Here is a 15,814-nt window from a genome sequence, read left to right as displayed (position 1 = left end):
AACCTTAAAACAATTGGCATAAAAAAAAAGAAAAAACAAACACCAATTACAACGAAGGCCTTAACGTCAAATAAAACGGAGCTTCCTGATCCTGCCTGTTCTGACTCTTAATGATCTCTGCTGCAATAGTCCCCATCATTTTAAAATCAGTAGAAATCGTTGTAATGCCGTTCAGCAAAAACTTCTTCAGTGGCGTTTCATTGTAAGAAATTACCCCCACATCTTTTCCCATCTGCAAATCCATTGATAAAATCCTTTCAATCAAAACGACCAGGTCATCCTCCATCAAATTGATATAAGCCTCACCAGATTGAATAACTTCATTTTCCACATCGCTAACTACCAAATGATTAAAAGCGTATTGCTGACAGAATCTTCTGAATCCATCTATAATCTCATTTGGAAAATAACTCTTTTGAGGAAATATCAACTTTAAAGTATGATACTTTTCCAGTTGTTCCTTCGCCTGGATCAAAGCTCTGTAAATATCCTTCTCAAAATTCTCATAAACCGCAGAATAATTACCAACCACACCCGGTACTTTTTTATCCAATAAAATCAACTTCTCTGTAGGGATCGTATTTATAATCTGATGCGCATCTTCCCCTCCCTCTACAAAATGCGGAATGATCACATAATGAGAATATTCAGTCCTTTTATTCAGTATCAGCTTTTTAAAGATTGAAAAATCATTGTTATAAATGTAAAAATCAATCAGCGCATCATCCCCCAGTGCAGCCACAAAAGAATCATAAATGATCTTTTTATGCACAGACAGCTTATTAAATAATAAGAATATTTTTATCTTTTTCTTGAACTCTGTATTATCAATATAAAACCCCTTTCCAGGAACAGATAAGATTACCCCCTGTTTTTTCAGATACTTATACCCTTTCTCTGCCGTATCACGGGAAATCTCCAGCACACTGCTCAATTCATTGATAGAAGGAAGGATATCATTCTTATTCAATATACCATCCTCTATCGCTTCAATAATAGAATCACTAAGTTGTAAATACTTAGGCGTTGCAGAATATTCATCTACGTGTATAAACTTGAAAAAATCGGCTGTTTTCATTAGTACAAAAAATAAATATAAAACCTTTTAGTGATAATAGAACACTTATCTGATTACCCTGACCTCTTTAGGCGCGTCAACCTCCGTCTTCACTTCTCCACTGTTCATCTTTATATGCTTAATCTTTACTACCCCATAAGGAGTTGGAAAAGTGCCTTCCACAAATTTCAAATCTCCCAGATGTGGTTCTATCTTAATTACCTTACAGCCCGGAGCAATCACTTGTACACCCAAAACATGCTCAGTAAGCCATGAAGTTGGTCCTGAAGCCCATCCATGGGCCAGGCTATGGCGTAATTTTTTATAGCTATAAGCCCCATAACTTGCATGGACATCCACCTTATCTGATGGTACAAGCTCATCAATACGACCTGCATTTTTCATCCAGCCCAAATCAAAATCTTCCCAGAAACTGGTTGCACCCAACTCAATCATTCCACCCCAATAATCCCTGATATTATTAATCGCCCCCTGATAATCTCCCGCTTTAGCCTTCGCCTGTAACATATAATATCCATAAAAAGTAGAAAAATCAGCAGTACCACCCACTGCAATGATATCAGTATTCGCTTTTTCCGCAGGCATTAAACCAGCTAAAGCTAAAAGGGCGGCTGCCTGCTTGTTATTCCCGGCATCGGGCACACTCTTTCTCAGCCTTTTCACAACGGACTCACACTTGCTCGCTGTAACTTCTTCTCCAAGAATATGGCAAAGCTCTGCACCATCGTTCAAAGTCATCACCATCATAGCTTGTAACCCCGCATGTACCGCCGGTTTATTCGCATAAGAAGGCCAATCCATAAAACGCATTCCGTCCAGATTTTCTTCATTGCCTTTCACCTTGGTTATCAAATGATTTAACAAACCAACAAGATAACTACGCTGCTGCTTTAAATATTCCAGATTCCCCTGATACTGATACCAGTCTCTTTGAATACGTACCCACCACATTGAATACGAACTTATTCCATTCATCCATTCCGGCAATGGCGTTACTTTTTTAATCAGATCCAGACTTTGAGGTACAACCTCATTATAGCCAAATACAGTATTGATAGTCATCACTTCAGGGTGCATATCACCAACCCAAACTAACCTGTCTCTTTTAATACCATCCCACAAAAACTGCTGCATATTTAAATGAACGGTATAAGCACCCGTAGCCCAAATCTTGTTTAACCGTTCATCACTACTGTGAAAAGAACCCACATAAGGAATATCCCGATAAATAGAAACTGCCCTGGCTTCTTTCAAAATCAATTCAGAACCAGGTTCTACAAGATCTATCCGCACAAAGCGAAATCCTGTATTACCGAACTCCAAACCACCAAGCCAGGGCAATTCAACGATAAGATCGCGAATCGCATGATCATTCGTTGCCCCTTTTAGCGTATCAATATCAGCCATTGCTTCACTCGCCGATTCGCCAAAACGGATACGCACCTTCACCGGGCCATGTTTCTCCATGATGCCTGTAACCAGCTGTATACCTCCATGCAGCTCCTTCCCATAATCCAATAAGATACCGGGTAACTGGCCGGCAGAACTTTTCAAAACAAGCATGTCCTTGTTGATCAGTTCTGCCTGCCCATTGCCCTGTTTCAGCAAACATTTTGCATTATTTACATATTTCCCGGTCTGATCAGATTGCCATAAAACACGCTTTGGTGAAAGATACTCCCGAACCCGGGGATCTTTCTGCGCATGAACAACCGTAGTCATCAATAGCAAAATGGCAACTATAAAGGTCTGCTTCATCTTAAAATAAACTAGTTATAACTTTACCGCGTATTCAAACTGATAAGTTCCTGAGCCCGCATTGAACTCTATATTATCCCCTTGCTTAGAAACCTTGCTCAGCCCCTTAACCTCCTTCAACGCAGTTCCACTTTCCGTAACCGCAGCCTCAGCAGCACCAGGCAACCTGATCAGTGCAGTTGCATTTGGAGGAATAACCACTTTTAACTTAAACTGTCCGCCTTCTATTTTCCAGTCACTTACTGTCAAACCATATAAAGTTTCAAGCTTTGCAGCTGCCTGCGTAATCTTCCCGCCAGGTTGCGGAGCGATAATTATCTTTTTATAACCAGGCTCAGACTCGTCCGTATCTAAACCAGCCATTACCCTGTACATCCAGTCCCCAATCGCGCCATAAGCATAATGGTTAAATGAATTCATCCCTGTAGTTTGGAAACTGCCATCAGGTTTAATTCCATCCCAGCGTTCCCAGATGGTTGTAGCGCCCATTTTTACGGGATATAACCAGGAAGGATATGTTTCTTGCAACAGCAGGTTATAAGCCACATCTGTACGGCCAAAGCGTGTGAGTACATGGCAAAGGTATGGCGTACCTAAAAATCCGGTTGTTAAATGATTACCATAACTCTCTATATTTTTCACCAGAAAGTCTACTGCTTGCTGTCTTAAATTCTCCGGTAGCATATCAAAATTCAAAGCGAGCACATAAGCCGTTTGAGAACCCGAAACCAACCGGCCATTTGGTGTAATATATTCCTTAAGGAATGCCTTTTTGATACGGTCTAATAACTCCGTATACTTTTCTTCATCATCTTTCTTACCCAACACTTTCGCCGTATTCACCAGCAGTTGCGTAGAATGGGCATAAAAAGCCTGTGCAATCAAATATTTATCAGTAATTGCTGAACGGCCATCATTGTCATCTTCCGGACGATAAAACAGCCAGTCGCCAAAATGGAAACCTGTGTTCCAAAGGTCATTTTTACTCTTGCTCGTCATAAAATCTACCCAGCCTTTCATACTTGGATACTGCGTAGCCAAAACCTGTTTATCGCCATAAGCGACATACATATTCCACGGTATAATCGTAGCTACATCTCCCCAACCCGTTGAACCGGCATCATTTTGAGTTAACACATTAGGTACCACAAAAGGAATACTTCCATTAGCCAGCTGATCTGAGGCCACATCTTTCATCCACTTCGTAAAAAAACCAGCTACATCCATATTAAAAGCAGCAGTACGGAAAAACACCTGCGCATCTCCCGTCCAGCCCAAACGCTCATCACGTTGCGGACAATCCGTAGGTACATCCATAAAATTACCTTTCTGTCCCCACTGTATATTATGCTGCAATTGATTTAACAGTGGATTTGAACTCGTAAACGTTCCTGTCGGGTCCATATCCGAATAAACAGCGATCGCTTTAAAAGCCGAAGGATCAATGTTCGCAGTATTACCAGTCAATTTCACATAGCGGAAACCCTGATATGTAAAATGAGGTTCATAACTTTCCACACCAGCCCCTTTAAAAATATATTTCACATGCTGTTTAGCCCTTCTTAAATTAGCATCATAAAAATTGCCCGCCTTATCCAGTACTTCTCCATGTTCCAGCTGGATAAAAGATCCTGCTTTGCCACTCAATTTAAAGGAAACCCAACCGACTACATTCTGGCCAAAGTCAAGCACAGTTTCACCTTTCGGGGTTTTAATCACTTTAACCACGCTAAACTTCTCATGTTCAGTTGCAAGCGGACTAATACTGCTCTCTAAAACCTCTTTACCAGGCGCAATAATCTGCGCATTTTTCCAGCCTGTGTCCTTATAATTCACAGTTGCCCAACCCGGTTTTTCAAACTTGGCGTCATAAATTTCTCCATTATACAGATCGGAAAAACGAATAGGCCCGGTACTGTATTTCCAGCTGCCATCACTATTGATCACTTTTTTCGTTCCATCAGTATACTCTAAAACCAACTGGACCAAACCGCTTAAATGTTTGCCATAAAGCCCGCGTTTACCGTCAAAAGCAAGATAACCGCGGTACCAGCCATCACCAAGCGTAAAACCTATTGCATTCTGACCATCCTTCAGCAAATTTGTCACCTCATAACTTTGATATAACAAACGCTTATGATAACTCGTCCAGCCCGGAGCCAAATGATCATGACTCACCCTTTTCCCGTTAATCTGCGCCTCATATAAACCATGCGCAGAAATATAAAGCACAGCTGATTTTACTTTTCCATCTGTAGCAAATACCTTTCTGAAGATAGGACTTGGCCCCTCAACTGTATCTGCCAGAGAACTTGTGATCCACTGGGCAGACCATTGATCCGGATTCAGCAAACCCGTATGCCAGGAACTAATTGCACTCCATCCAGACTCATTTCCCTGGTTATCTTTGATTTTAACCTGCCAGTAATAGCGTGTATCAGACTTTAACTGTTTACCCGCATACCGTAAAAAAACAGAGGCGTCACTTTTCTGGGTTCCACTATCCCATACCGATGACTGACCTTTTAACAAACCAGCAGAATCCGTACCTACCCTGATCTGATAAGCACTTTGCATTACATTACGCTGTGCAGAATTCATCTTCCAGCTTAAACGCGGTGCAGCCGCCTCAATGCCCATTGGATTTTTCAGGTATTCCGTTCTCAAATCCGTAACGCCTAGTTTTTGGGCAGCTGCCGATAAATCAAGCAGACAGCAACCTATTGCAATTCCTATATAGTAATTTTTCATGGTTGATTATTGAGGGTTTTGAGTTAGATTATCCAGATTTACCTCTCTTTGAGGGATCGGTAACAAGAGTTTATTTGCGTTTAAAATATAAGAACCAGAAGGGATATTCGGTTTATGCGCAATTTCATATTTCCCGTGCGCCGCCATCACTTCCACTGCTTTACCGGAACGTACCAGATCATACCACCTATGATTTTCAAAAGCCAGTTCCACCCTTCTTTCTTGTAAAATAGCATCCCTGAAAGCCTGCTGACTATCCACACTTAAAGCTGCAACAGCATTTCCAGGAGTCTTTGCAGGCAATCCAGCCCTGGTACGGATTTGATTTAACAAAGTAAACTGTTCCCCGCCTGCTGCAAAACCCTGTTCATTTAAACATTCCGCAATCATCAGCAATACATCTGCATACCTGATCACAGGAAAGTTATCATTCGTGCGTCCCCTGTCAATAATCCCATGGTTATATTTTTTAACGTAAGGAATGTTTACAAACTTCCCTCCTGCATCCGTAAAGCCTACGGCTAAAGAAGCATCTTTTCGTAAATCACCAGTTTCATAAGCATCAATCATATCCTGCGTAGGAATATTCCAGCCACTACTCCCATTCAATGAAGTCGCCGGATCTCCCGTAATCACACTCCCGGAATTCCACGGAGCAAACTGATACATAAAATCACTCGACAAACCAGGCTGTGATCCAAGATACTGAATCTCAAAAACAGATTCACTGTTGTTTTTATTTGCAGGCAGAAAAATATCCTTGTACACAGGGACAAGACTATAACCCAGTTGCTGTACCTTTCTCAAAGGAACCAGTGCCTCGGCAAATTTCTTTTGCGTCATGTATAATTTAGCCAGTAAAGCTAAGGCTGCACCCTGAGTAGCTCTTCCGGCCTCTATGCTTGTATATTTAACAGGTAACTTAGTAACGGCAGCTGTCAGATCAGTAACGATTTGTGTATACACATCTTCTACAGAAGCTCTTCCTTTGGAACGTGCATCTGCCGGAGACTGACTTGGAACGAGCCTTAAAGGCACTCCTCCAAACTGTCTCACTAAATTGAAATAATGGAAAGCTCTTAAAAACAAGGCCTCTCCTGTAAACTGATTTTTAATATCGGCAGACATTGTTACCCCATCTATTCTGGCCAGAATTTCATTGCAACGTAAAATGCCGGTATAATTTTGCTGCCAATAGCCCTGCAAAGGTTCGGCCGTTGCCCCGATCAGAAACTGATCCATGAATTCGCGCTGTTCAGAACCCCGGTCTGCCGGATTATATTGATAAGTTGTATTATCAGATCTCATTTCACCAAATAGCCAGTAATTCACTCTTCCCATATCACTTATAGAAGAATAAGCGCCACTCACTGCTTGTTTAAAATCTGCTTCTGTTTTGTAAAAATTAACGCCTGGTAAAGAAGCTTCCGGAGTTTGATCCAGAAAAGCCTTTTTACAACCCGACACCGACAAACTGATCAGCAGTACCCCGGTTATTATATATTTTGTATAATTCCTCATGATTGACAAAAGATTAAAATGTTAAGTTCAGACCCAGCGTAAACGTTCTTGGCAGCGGATAATTCGTAAAATCCTCTCCCGGAACCAATGCACTGCTTACTGCATTTCCTGAAATTGTGTTCCGGCTCACTTCTGGGTTCGCACCACTATATTTGGTAAAAGTTGCCAGGTTCTGAATGCTGGAATAAATTCTCGCACCTTTAATCACTTTGGAAGCCCGCAGCAATCTTTCCCCAAACCGGTAACCGAAAGTTATATTCTGAATACGCATATAACTCGCACTTTCTACCCACGAAGAATTCACGTCCCGATAAATCACCCTTGATCCATTGGTAGTTGGGGTAACTCCATCGCCTGGATTTTCCGGTGAACGATATCTGTTCAGCACCTTTCTGTCTACATTGAAAATACCGTCAATATTCAGCAAATACTGATTCGCTGTTTTTAAAATCTGTCCGCCCTGAGAACCTACCAATAAAATATTCAGGTCAAACCCCTTATAACCAAAAGTATTGGTCAAACCCCAGGTAAAATTGGGCTGAGGTGATCCGATCACCGCGAAATCTTTCACGGGCTCAATAATCCCGTTGCCATCCACATCCTTATATTTTACAGAGCCAACTACGGAAGTCACATGTTTAGGTGAGTTGTTCAAATCTGCCTGATCTTTGTAAATACCTTCCAGGATATATCCGTAAAATTCACCCACAGGATGCCCTACCTGCGTAATATGCTGGTAAGAACCTTCCCCGCTTCTGCCGCTGTAAATCGGGTCGTTATTTTCATTTAAGGCTAATACCTTGTTTCTGTTAAAAGCGATGTTACCACTGGTACTCCACGTAAATGCGCCTTCCAGATTTTTAGAAGTCAACCCGAATTCAAATCCCTGGTTCTGAATCTTACCAGAGTTAATGATTGCATTTGAATAACCAGACGATAAAGGAATCTCACTGTTATATAACATCCCTTTAGTTATCCTTTTATAGTAATCCAGATTAAATGATAAACGGTTCTTTAAGATCCCTAAATCAATACCTGCATCCAGTTGTGAAGATTCTTCCCATGTTAAGTTTGGATTATTTAAAGAAGTTGGGACACGGCCGCTGGAAATCTGACCGCCAAACACATAATTCGATGAACCAATATTCGTGATATATGTATAATTTCCAATGTTGTAATTACCAGATAAACCATAAGTTGCTCTCAATTTCAAATCACTGATCCAGGTTGCTTTTTTCAGGAATTCCTCTTCCGAAGCTCTCCATGCAAAAGCAGCTGAAGGGAATGTTCCATATCTTTTGTTGCTTCCAAAACGTGACGAACCATCTGTACGTACCGTAGCCGTAAACAGGTACTTATCTTTATAAGAATAATTAGCACGTGCCAGATAAGAAATGATAGACCACTTTTGTACATCAGCATTATATCCGCTGATAATAGAAGCTGCATTGATCGTCTGTATTTTATCATCCGGATAATTATCTGCAAATAGATACAAACTTTCTGCACGTTCTTTTTGCGCACTATAACCGACCACTACATTCAGGCGGTGATCTTTACCGAACGATTTATCATAGGTCAGTACTGCCTCAGATAACCAGTTGAAACTTGTTGATTTATTGGTCGTAGAATTTGGGACCGTTGGCGGAGGTGAATTTACGCCACCAACAAAGGAAGGGTTAAAAACAAACGAAGAGCTATTTGTATAATCTACATTAAAACTATATCTCAACTTCAGACCATCCAGAATTTGATATTCAGCGAAAGCAGTTCCCAGACCTCTGAAATCCTTTGATCTTGTACCTCCATATTCCAGACTATTCAATGGATTGGGGCCAGCATACATCCCCGGAGAACTTACATAAGGCGTGCGGTTTCCATTCGCATCTGTTAAAGGGACCAACGGGCTTAACCACAAACTTCTGCTTAACACATCTACAAACTCGTTTTCAAAATTATTCAGGTCCCTGACACTATTGGTGGGTGCAAGGTTAAATCCTATTTTTAATTTCTTACCCAATTTAGTTTCTGTGTTTATCCGGACTGCATAGCGCTGAAAGCCGGTATAACGGATCGTTCCTTCCTGATTCAAATAACCAAGGGAAAAGTTATATTTCGTATTTTCAGAACCTCCACTAATACTTGCATCCAGATTGCTCATTGGCGCATCATGGATAATTTCATTGTACCAGTTTGTACCAGCACCGTATTGTGAAGGGTTACGAAAAGCTTCTGGAATATCTGCATCAGTAGCGACCAAACCTCTGGAAGCAAAATCATCCACAATTATATCTTTTCTGAATTGAGCAAACTCAGTTCCGTTCAGCATTTGCGGCCTCCCTTTCTGAGGAACCTGCTGAATCCCCGTATAAGCACTGATATTGACTACCGGAGTGCCTTTTACGCCTTGTTTAGTTGTAATCACAATTACCCCGTTAGAGCCCCTTGACCCATAAATAGCAGTCGAGGATGCATCTTTCAATACAGTAATTGATTCAATATCATTCGGGTTAATCACATTCAAAGGATTAGAAACCTGTCCTGATGTATTTGAAATCGGATAACCATCCACTACAAATAATGGATTATCTCCTGCGCCAATAGAACCTGATCCCCTGATTTTAATAGATGTACCACCACCCGGGGTTCCCGTAGTTGTACTAATCTGAACCCCGGGAATCTGGCCTTTCAACTTCTGATCCACAGAACTTACAGGCAAGTCTTTAATTTGTGCTGCCGAAACCGTAGCCACAGCACCTGTAGCATCTTTTTTTGTCGTTGTTCCATAGCCAATAACCACTACTTCGTCCAACTTCTGATTATTAGAAACAAGCTGTGCATTCAGCGTAGGATTACCTGTAAAAGTCAGCCTGGTTTCTGTATAACCGATATAGCTAAAAACAAGTACCGCATTTTCCGCAGCTTTTAAAGAATATTCTCCATTTGAATTGGTGGTGGTTCCGGCAGCAGATCCTGACACCTTGATCGTCACTCCCGGTAATGGGCTGCCATCACTTTGATCTGTGACTTTACCAGTCACAGTTTTCTGCTGAGAAAAGACATTTGTACTATTGTAAAGTGTGAACAACAGTACACAAATCAGCGCAGAAAAGAACTTTTGTAAATTTCTCTCCATTGTCATATGTGTTTTATATTTGGTTGTTCTAAAGTAAACCAACCCCTGCTGATCGGCAACCTGCTCTATCCTGTAAATCGGCTTTTATTTACATTTAAAAGGTTTTAATTAAAAAGGGGAAGCCAAATTAATGACTTCCCCTTTTACTGATTTTTGAAATGAAGAGATGAATTTAGAATTGATTTTATTCGGTTTTATACCCGTGTTACCGGATTTCGAACTGATATTTACCAGATTCGGTTTTATAAATCCGGCTGATCTTTTTACCCTTATAATAAACAGCCTGAGTATCCGATATTGGAAAAGAAATTGTCGAACTACTATTCGCGGGAATGGTCACGTCATAAATAACTGCGTCCCCTTTTCTTTTCCACGAAGAAACGATTTTCCCATACGGCCCGTCATGGCTCGCTTCAAAATGTGTTAACCCGGTAACGAAATTTGGCGCCAGGATCACATTTTTAAAGCCCGGTTGTAATTCATCGACTTTAATCCCGCCAAGACCTTTGAAAAACCAACCACCTATTTCTCCAAACATCATGTGATTTAAAGAAATATCGCGTTCCGCTTGAATGTTCCAATTCTCATAAAGCGTGGTTGCCCCATTAACAATCCACCAGCCCCATGAAGGATAAGTATCCTGCGCAGCCAGTTTGTAAGCAGTTTCTGCCTGACCATGATCACTCAATGCATTCAGAATTGCTTTAGCTCCCAAGACACCAACATCAAGATGCATCCCGTCTGCGGCCACTCTTTTTGCCAGGTTGGAAGCTACTTTATCCTGAAGCTCTGGTGGAACTATCCCCCACTGCAACGCAACACTTAATTCCGTTTGCAAACCACTACCATAAATCCCGGTAGATTGATTCAGATATTTATCATTGATAGCTTTTTTAATTTTATCAGCCAGTGCACTATAATGTTGAGCATCCTCCGTTTTACCAAACAGCTTTGCCGTTTTGGCGAGAATATGAGCATCTACATAATAATAAACTGAAGAAGTGTATTCTAAAGGAGAAGAGGACTTAACAGGAACCCAGTCTCCTCTGCCATAACTCGTTAACCCCGAAGGACTAATTTGCGTCACATAATTCACATAGCTCTTGATATTGTCATAACAAGCCTCTAATAATTTGGAATCCCCATAAAATTGGTAAATATCCCAGGGAATAATAGCGATTGTACTCGTCCAGTCTGTTCCGTTGGCTGTTCCATATCCCCATCCACCTGTAGGAATGATATCAGGCAATACTCCATTCGGCTGCTGCTCGTCCCGATGATCAGCAAGCCATTTCTCATAAATAGTAATGCCGTCAAAATTATACAAACCCGTTTCTACAGCAAAATGTCCGTCCCCGGTCCAGCCATTCTTTTCCCGTTGCGGGCAATCTGTAGGATAACCATATAAATTTGATAAGTAAGAATTATTTGTCGCCCACCATAACTTATCAATCAAAGGATTAGAAGAACTGATCTGACCAGCTACCGGAACATCACTATGCATAAAATATCCGGTAATACTTTCCTTTTTCAACTCCACAGGCTTACTGCTGACCACCTCTACGTATTGAAATCCTTTGTAGTTGAACCTGGCCATAAATTCTTCGTCCCCCTTACCATTTAAGATTAAAATATCCGTTTGAAAAGGATCTTTTTTATCTTTCGGACGATGGTAAACATCAATATTGGAAAGATCAAGACGGCCGTCCGGATATAGTCTTTCTCCGTGTTTAATCTGTATTATTGTTCCACTTTCACCTTTTACTTTAATCTTGCTGACCCCGGCGATATTTCTGCCCAGATCAAAAACATAAGTTGTATCGTTAAACTTCTTCACCGATACTGCCGGAATAGTTTCAATACTACGGATTGGGTGCATCGCCTGGCTGACAATATTTTCCGAAGGTGCTGCACGCAAGGTCACATCTCCCCATTTACTGGCATCAAAATCTACCTTATTCCATCCCGGTTGTTCCAAACGTGCATCATAATGTTCAGCAGTATAAATGCTGTTAAAAACCAATGGCCCGCTATGTGTTTTCCAGCTGCCATCAGAAGTTACGGTTTCTTCAGAGCCATCCTGATAAGTAATCCGCAGATCCAGGCAAAACGCTGGTCTTGCCCGCCACGGTGCTTTATCAAAATTCCATACTGCTAAAGACTGGTGATTATACCAACCATTTCCAAGTAAAACACCAATGGCATTTTTACCAGCCTGTAAATTGGCTGTCACGTCATAACTTACATATAAATTCCTCCTGTCAAACCGGGTATACATCGGATCAAGACGATGATTACCAACTTTTTTACCATTCAGATATAATTCATACAATCCTGCTGCTGCAATATATGCTCTGGCAGATTTTATCTTTTTCGGGCTCTCAAACACTTTTCTGAAATACGGCGCAGGTAATATATTCACATCGTTCCGGTCACTGATCCACGTCCCTTTCCAATTGGACATTTTCACCATTCCGGTTTCAAAACTGGCGATCTTAGCCACCCCTTTTTTTCCATCTTTATCCCAGACCTCTACCTGCCAGAAATACCTGGTAAATGGTTTTAATAAATCTCCATTATAAAGAAGTAATGCGGCGGCAGAGCTAACCTTTCCCGTATTCCACAAAACCTTTTTTTGCTGAAGCAATGCAGCAGAATCTGTACCGACTGTTACCCGGTAAGCCGTTTGCTTTGCGCCTTGCCGCGCATCAGAAAGCAACCACGACAACCTTGGTTTTGGCGCATCAATGCCAATAGGATTGACTAAATGTTCACACTGTAAGCCTGCCGGCGATACAATTTCATTACTAAAAGCAACCTGACTAAAAACAAGCTGACTTAAACTCAAACCAAAAATTAAAAACAGGGAAGGGCTACTACTTATTTTCTGATAAAGCTTCATAATTCTTGGTTCGTATGTGTTGTATAATATTTTAATTCAATCAGGTCATTCGGAATTGGCTTGCTATTCCAGCACTGATGTATTGCCAGCGCAGTCCCAATTGCTGTAGCCTGTGCCATAGAAGCAGCAAAAACTTCCAGCTCAGGAAACAATAGCGCTAACATATTCATATAAATTGTATTCTTGCTAAAACCTCCATCTACAAAAATCCTTTTTACCTTTTCGTTAGCCATCACTAAGCTGGAAGATGCTTTTTGTTGTAAAGTGAGGTCCAGAATAAACTGGTGATAGGCAAAAGTATCTGATGGAAAAGAGGCTAGATCACGCTTAGAAAAAGCAGACTCTTTACCCAGAGGCAGATCCAGTTCCTGTCTTTCTTTCATCACTTTCAGCAACTCTTCAGTGATATTTGCCTCATATTTCATATGCCGGTAACGGCCAATATTCTGCTTGAAATGAGCAGCAATACGTTTCACCTGCTGTTCATGCTCGTAACCTGCGAAAATCCGGGATGCTTTGACAGGTTTCCCTTTATATTGCAAATAACAAAGACAGTCTTGTGCCAGCTCTGCCGGGGTAAGTGCAGCGGTATTAAAAGGGTTCATTGTGATACACCACGTTCCGGTAGAAATCAGCACAAATGGTTCATGAAAGTTAATCAGATACGGGATCAATGCCGCAGAACTATCATGCAAACCAATGCCCACCTGATACTGATTGCCCGGAAACTCCGAAGGAAATACCTGGTCGGCCGAGGCAATAGGTGCTAATTTCTGATCTAGTCCCTCCTTTTTAACCCATTCATGGTAATCATTTTGCTTAAAATCCCAAAGCTGCGTATGGCAGCCAATACTGGTCAGATCTGAATATTCTACACCAGAAACCAGATAACTCAGGTATTGAGGAAGATGCAGCGCATACCTGATCTGTTTATATAAATCCGGCTTTTCTTTTTTAATCCGGTACAACTGCATCCCTGAATTAAGGCTCCCCAAAACAGGTGAAGCCGTTTCCGCAGAAATAGTTTCCCGGCCACCATAAGCAGCATAAAAACTAGCTTCCAGTTCTTCAGGATAAGCCTTTAGATAATTATATAACGGGGCCAGCGGTTTTCCATATTCATCAATGTATACAAAACTGGCCCCATAAGTAGAGAAGTTAATGGCCTTAATCTCAAACTCTTTGCGCTTCAATATTTCTCGCAAAGAATCGAAAACAGAAAGCCTTAAACTTTCCAGGTTTTCACACAGATCTCCATCCTCGTCATACATTTCTATAAAACGGGCTGAGCGTTCAAAAACTATTTTATAGTCTTCATCAAAGAGGAAAATCTTTTTATTAGTTTTTCCTACATCAAAAACGACAATAACTGGAATTGCACTCATTATAAACCTGTTGCTATGGTTTTCGCTCCCCTTGCTGCAATCAGCTTTTCTCTGACTTTCAGCTGGCGGTATAACGCTAAAGGCTTCGCAGCTCCTCCACTTCTTAACCTTGCTTCCTGTACAATTGCGCGTGCATCTGTACGGAAAGCATTTTGCAAAATCTCCTGACACCTAACGGTATCATTTTCCTGCTGTGCTATAGACAAAGCTTCTTTATCTACCAGCAATGCCTGCGTATAAGCCAGCATAATTGCTTCTACAGATTGCAGCAAATCTTCTAAAGGATCTTTCACGTTGTGCGAAGCGTCAATCATCCAGCCTAAACCTGTAGCATGATCTATACCTTTTGCATCCATCCCCTCTATCAATTCATTAAAAATAAGAAACAATTGATATGGCTTCATACTTCCCGCAGTTAAATCATCGTCTCCATACTTCGAGTCATTAAAGTGAAAACCACCCAATTTGCCTTCCATCAGTAAAAGAGAGACAATCTGCTCAATATTTGCGTTCGGTAAATGATGACCCAGATCAACCAGTGTATAAGCTTTAGGCCCCAGTTTACTGGCGAATAACAAAGACTGTCCCCAATCTCCAACTGTAGTCGAATAAAAGTTCGGTTCAAAAGCCTTATACTCCACAAATAATTTCCATTTTTCTGGCAAAGCTGCATAAATTTCTTCCAGGCTTTCCAGGGTATTCTGAAAGGCTTTTCTGAAATTTAACTGTCCCGGAAAACAGGAGCCATCAGCCAGCCAGACCGTTAACGCGTCCGACCCAAAGGCTACACCCTGACGGATCACTTCAATATTGTGTGCAATTGCCTGTTTGCGTACCGCTTTATTGACATGCTGTAAAGAACCGAACTTATAACTATGTGCCTGACCCGGCTGGTCTTGAAAAGTATTAGAGTTCATCGCATCAAAACGAAGCCCATGATGATGAGCTAGTCTCTTAACGCCTTCGTAATCCTCAGTTTTATCCCATGGGATATGCAGGGAAACTGCCCCGCTTGATTGATTTAACCGATGGATCAGCCCGATATCCTCTATTTTCTCTTCCAGGCTACGTGGTTCCCCCCCGCCAGAAAAGCGGCCGAAACGTGTTCCACCAGTCCCTAGTGCCCAGCTTGGAATCCCAATCTGGAATTGGATCAACTTAGAAATTATACTTTCAACCTGCGGATTTTCTGCCGCCGCAAAATCGAATCTGCGCTGATGTTCAGTTTCCAGCTCCTGGTTGTGCGCATCTATCTGATATTTTTCTATTTCCATTTTCTTCAG

8 protein-coding genes are annotated in these 15,814 nt (G+C 41.4%); all 8 read right to left on the bottom strand.

The window, feature by feature from the left end; genetic code table 11:
- Window positions 1-46: 46 nt before the first annotated feature.
- The 8 genes from HDE70_RS05430 to HDE70_RS05395 all read right to left on the bottom strand — a co-directional run bounded on the left by HDE70_RS05430 (window position 47) and on the right by HDE70_RS05395 (window position 15,805).
- Complete coding sequence (locus tag HDE70_RS05430; protein WP_183865663.1) at window positions 47-1,078, bottom strand: GntR family transcriptional regulator; 1,032 nt, start codon at window positions 1,076-1,078, stop codon at window positions 47-49.
- Window positions 1,079-1,123: 45 nt separating this feature from the next.
- Window positions 1,124-2,836 (bottom strand): alpha-L-rhamnosidase C-terminal domain-containing protein, encoded by a 1,713-nt coding sequence (locus HDE70_RS05425; protein WP_183888532.1) that lies wholly within the window; start codon window positions 2,834-2,836, stop codon window positions 1,124-1,126.
- Window positions 2,837-2,851: 15 nt separating this feature from the next.
- Complete coding sequence (locus HDE70_RS05420; RefSeq protein ID WP_183888530.1) at window positions 2,852-5,587, bottom strand: glycoside hydrolase family 78 protein; 2,736 nt, start codon at window positions 5,585-5,587, stop codon at window positions 2,852-2,854.
- A 6-nt stretch (window positions 5,588-5,593) separates the two neighbouring features.
- Window positions 5,594-7,108 carry a RagB/SusD family nutrient uptake outer membrane protein gene (locus HDE70_RS05415; RefSeq protein WP_183888528.1) on the bottom strand — a complete coding sequence of 505 codons (1,515 nt, stop codon included), beginning with the start codon at window positions 7,106-7,108 and terminating at the stop codon, window positions 5,594-5,596.
- Window positions 7,109-7,121: 13 nt separating this feature from the next.
- Window positions 7,122-10,244: a SusC/RagA family TonB-linked outer membrane protein gene (locus HDE70_RS05410; protein WP_183888526.1), complete on the bottom strand. Its 3,123-nt coding sequence runs from the start codon at window positions 10,242-10,244 to the stop codon at window positions 7,122-7,124.
- 205 nt (window positions 10,245-10,449) lie between these two features.
- Window positions 10,450-13,146 carry an alpha-L-rhamnosidase gene (locus HDE70_RS05405; RefSeq protein ID WP_183888524.1) on the bottom strand — a complete coding sequence of 899 codons (2,697 nt, stop codon included), beginning with the start codon at window positions 13,144-13,146 and terminating at the stop codon, window positions 10,450-10,452.
- A complete protein-coding gene (locus tag HDE70_RS05400) occupies window positions 13,143-14,531 on the bottom strand; it encodes an FGGY-family carbohydrate kinase (RefSeq protein WP_183888522.1) in 1,389 nt (462 codons plus the stop codon). Before HDE70_RS05400 ends, HDE70_RS05405 begins: the two co-directional genes overlap by 4 nt.
- On the bottom strand, window positions 14,531-15,805 hold the full coding sequence (locus HDE70_RS05395; protein ID WP_183865656.1) for a TIM barrel protein: 1,275 nt from the start codon (window positions 15,803-15,805) through the stop codon (window positions 14,531-14,533). Before HDE70_RS05395 ends, HDE70_RS05400 begins: the two co-directional genes overlap by 1 nt.
- Window positions 15,806-15,814 lie beyond the last annotated feature (9 nt).

Origin of the sequence: Pedobacter cryoconitis, assembly GCF_014200595.1 — a bacterium.
GTDB classification, from domain to species: domain Bacteria; phylum Bacteroidota; class Bacteroidia; order Sphingobacteriales; family Sphingobacteriaceae; genus Pedobacter; species Pedobacter cryoconitis_C.
This window is presented reverse-complemented; position numbering and strand designations above follow the sequence as displayed.

Coding starts and splice junctions, on each gene's coding strand:
- HDE70_RS05430 (WP_183865663.1), bottom strand. CDS start 1,078: ATGAAAACAGCCGATTTTTTCAAGTTTATACACGTAGATGAATATTCT.
- HDE70_RS05425 (WP_183888532.1), bottom strand. CDS start 2,836: ATGAAGCAGACCTTTATAGTTGCCATTTTGCTATTGATGACTACGGTT.
- HDE70_RS05420 (WP_183888530.1), bottom strand. CDS start 5,587: ATGAAAAATTACTATATAGGAATTGCAATAGGTTGCTGTCTGCTTGAT.
- HDE70_RS05415 (WP_183888528.1), bottom strand. CDS start 7,108: ATGAGGAATTATACAAAATATATAATAACCGGGGTACTGCTGATCAGT.
- HDE70_RS05410 (WP_183888526.1), bottom strand. CDS start 10,244: ATGGAGAGAAATTTACAAAAGTTCTTTTCTGCGCTGATTTGTGTACTG.
- HDE70_RS05405 (WP_183888524.1), bottom strand. CDS start 13,146: ATGAAGCTTTATCAGAAAATAAGTAGTAGCCCTTCCCTGTTTTTAATT.
- HDE70_RS05400 (WP_183888522.1), bottom strand. CDS start 14,531: ATGAGTGCAATTCCAGTTATTGTCGTTTTTGATGTAGGAAAAACTAAT.
- HDE70_RS05395 (WP_183865656.1), bottom strand. CDS start 15,805: ATGGAAATAGAAAAATATCAGATAGATGCGCACAACCAGGAGCTGGAA.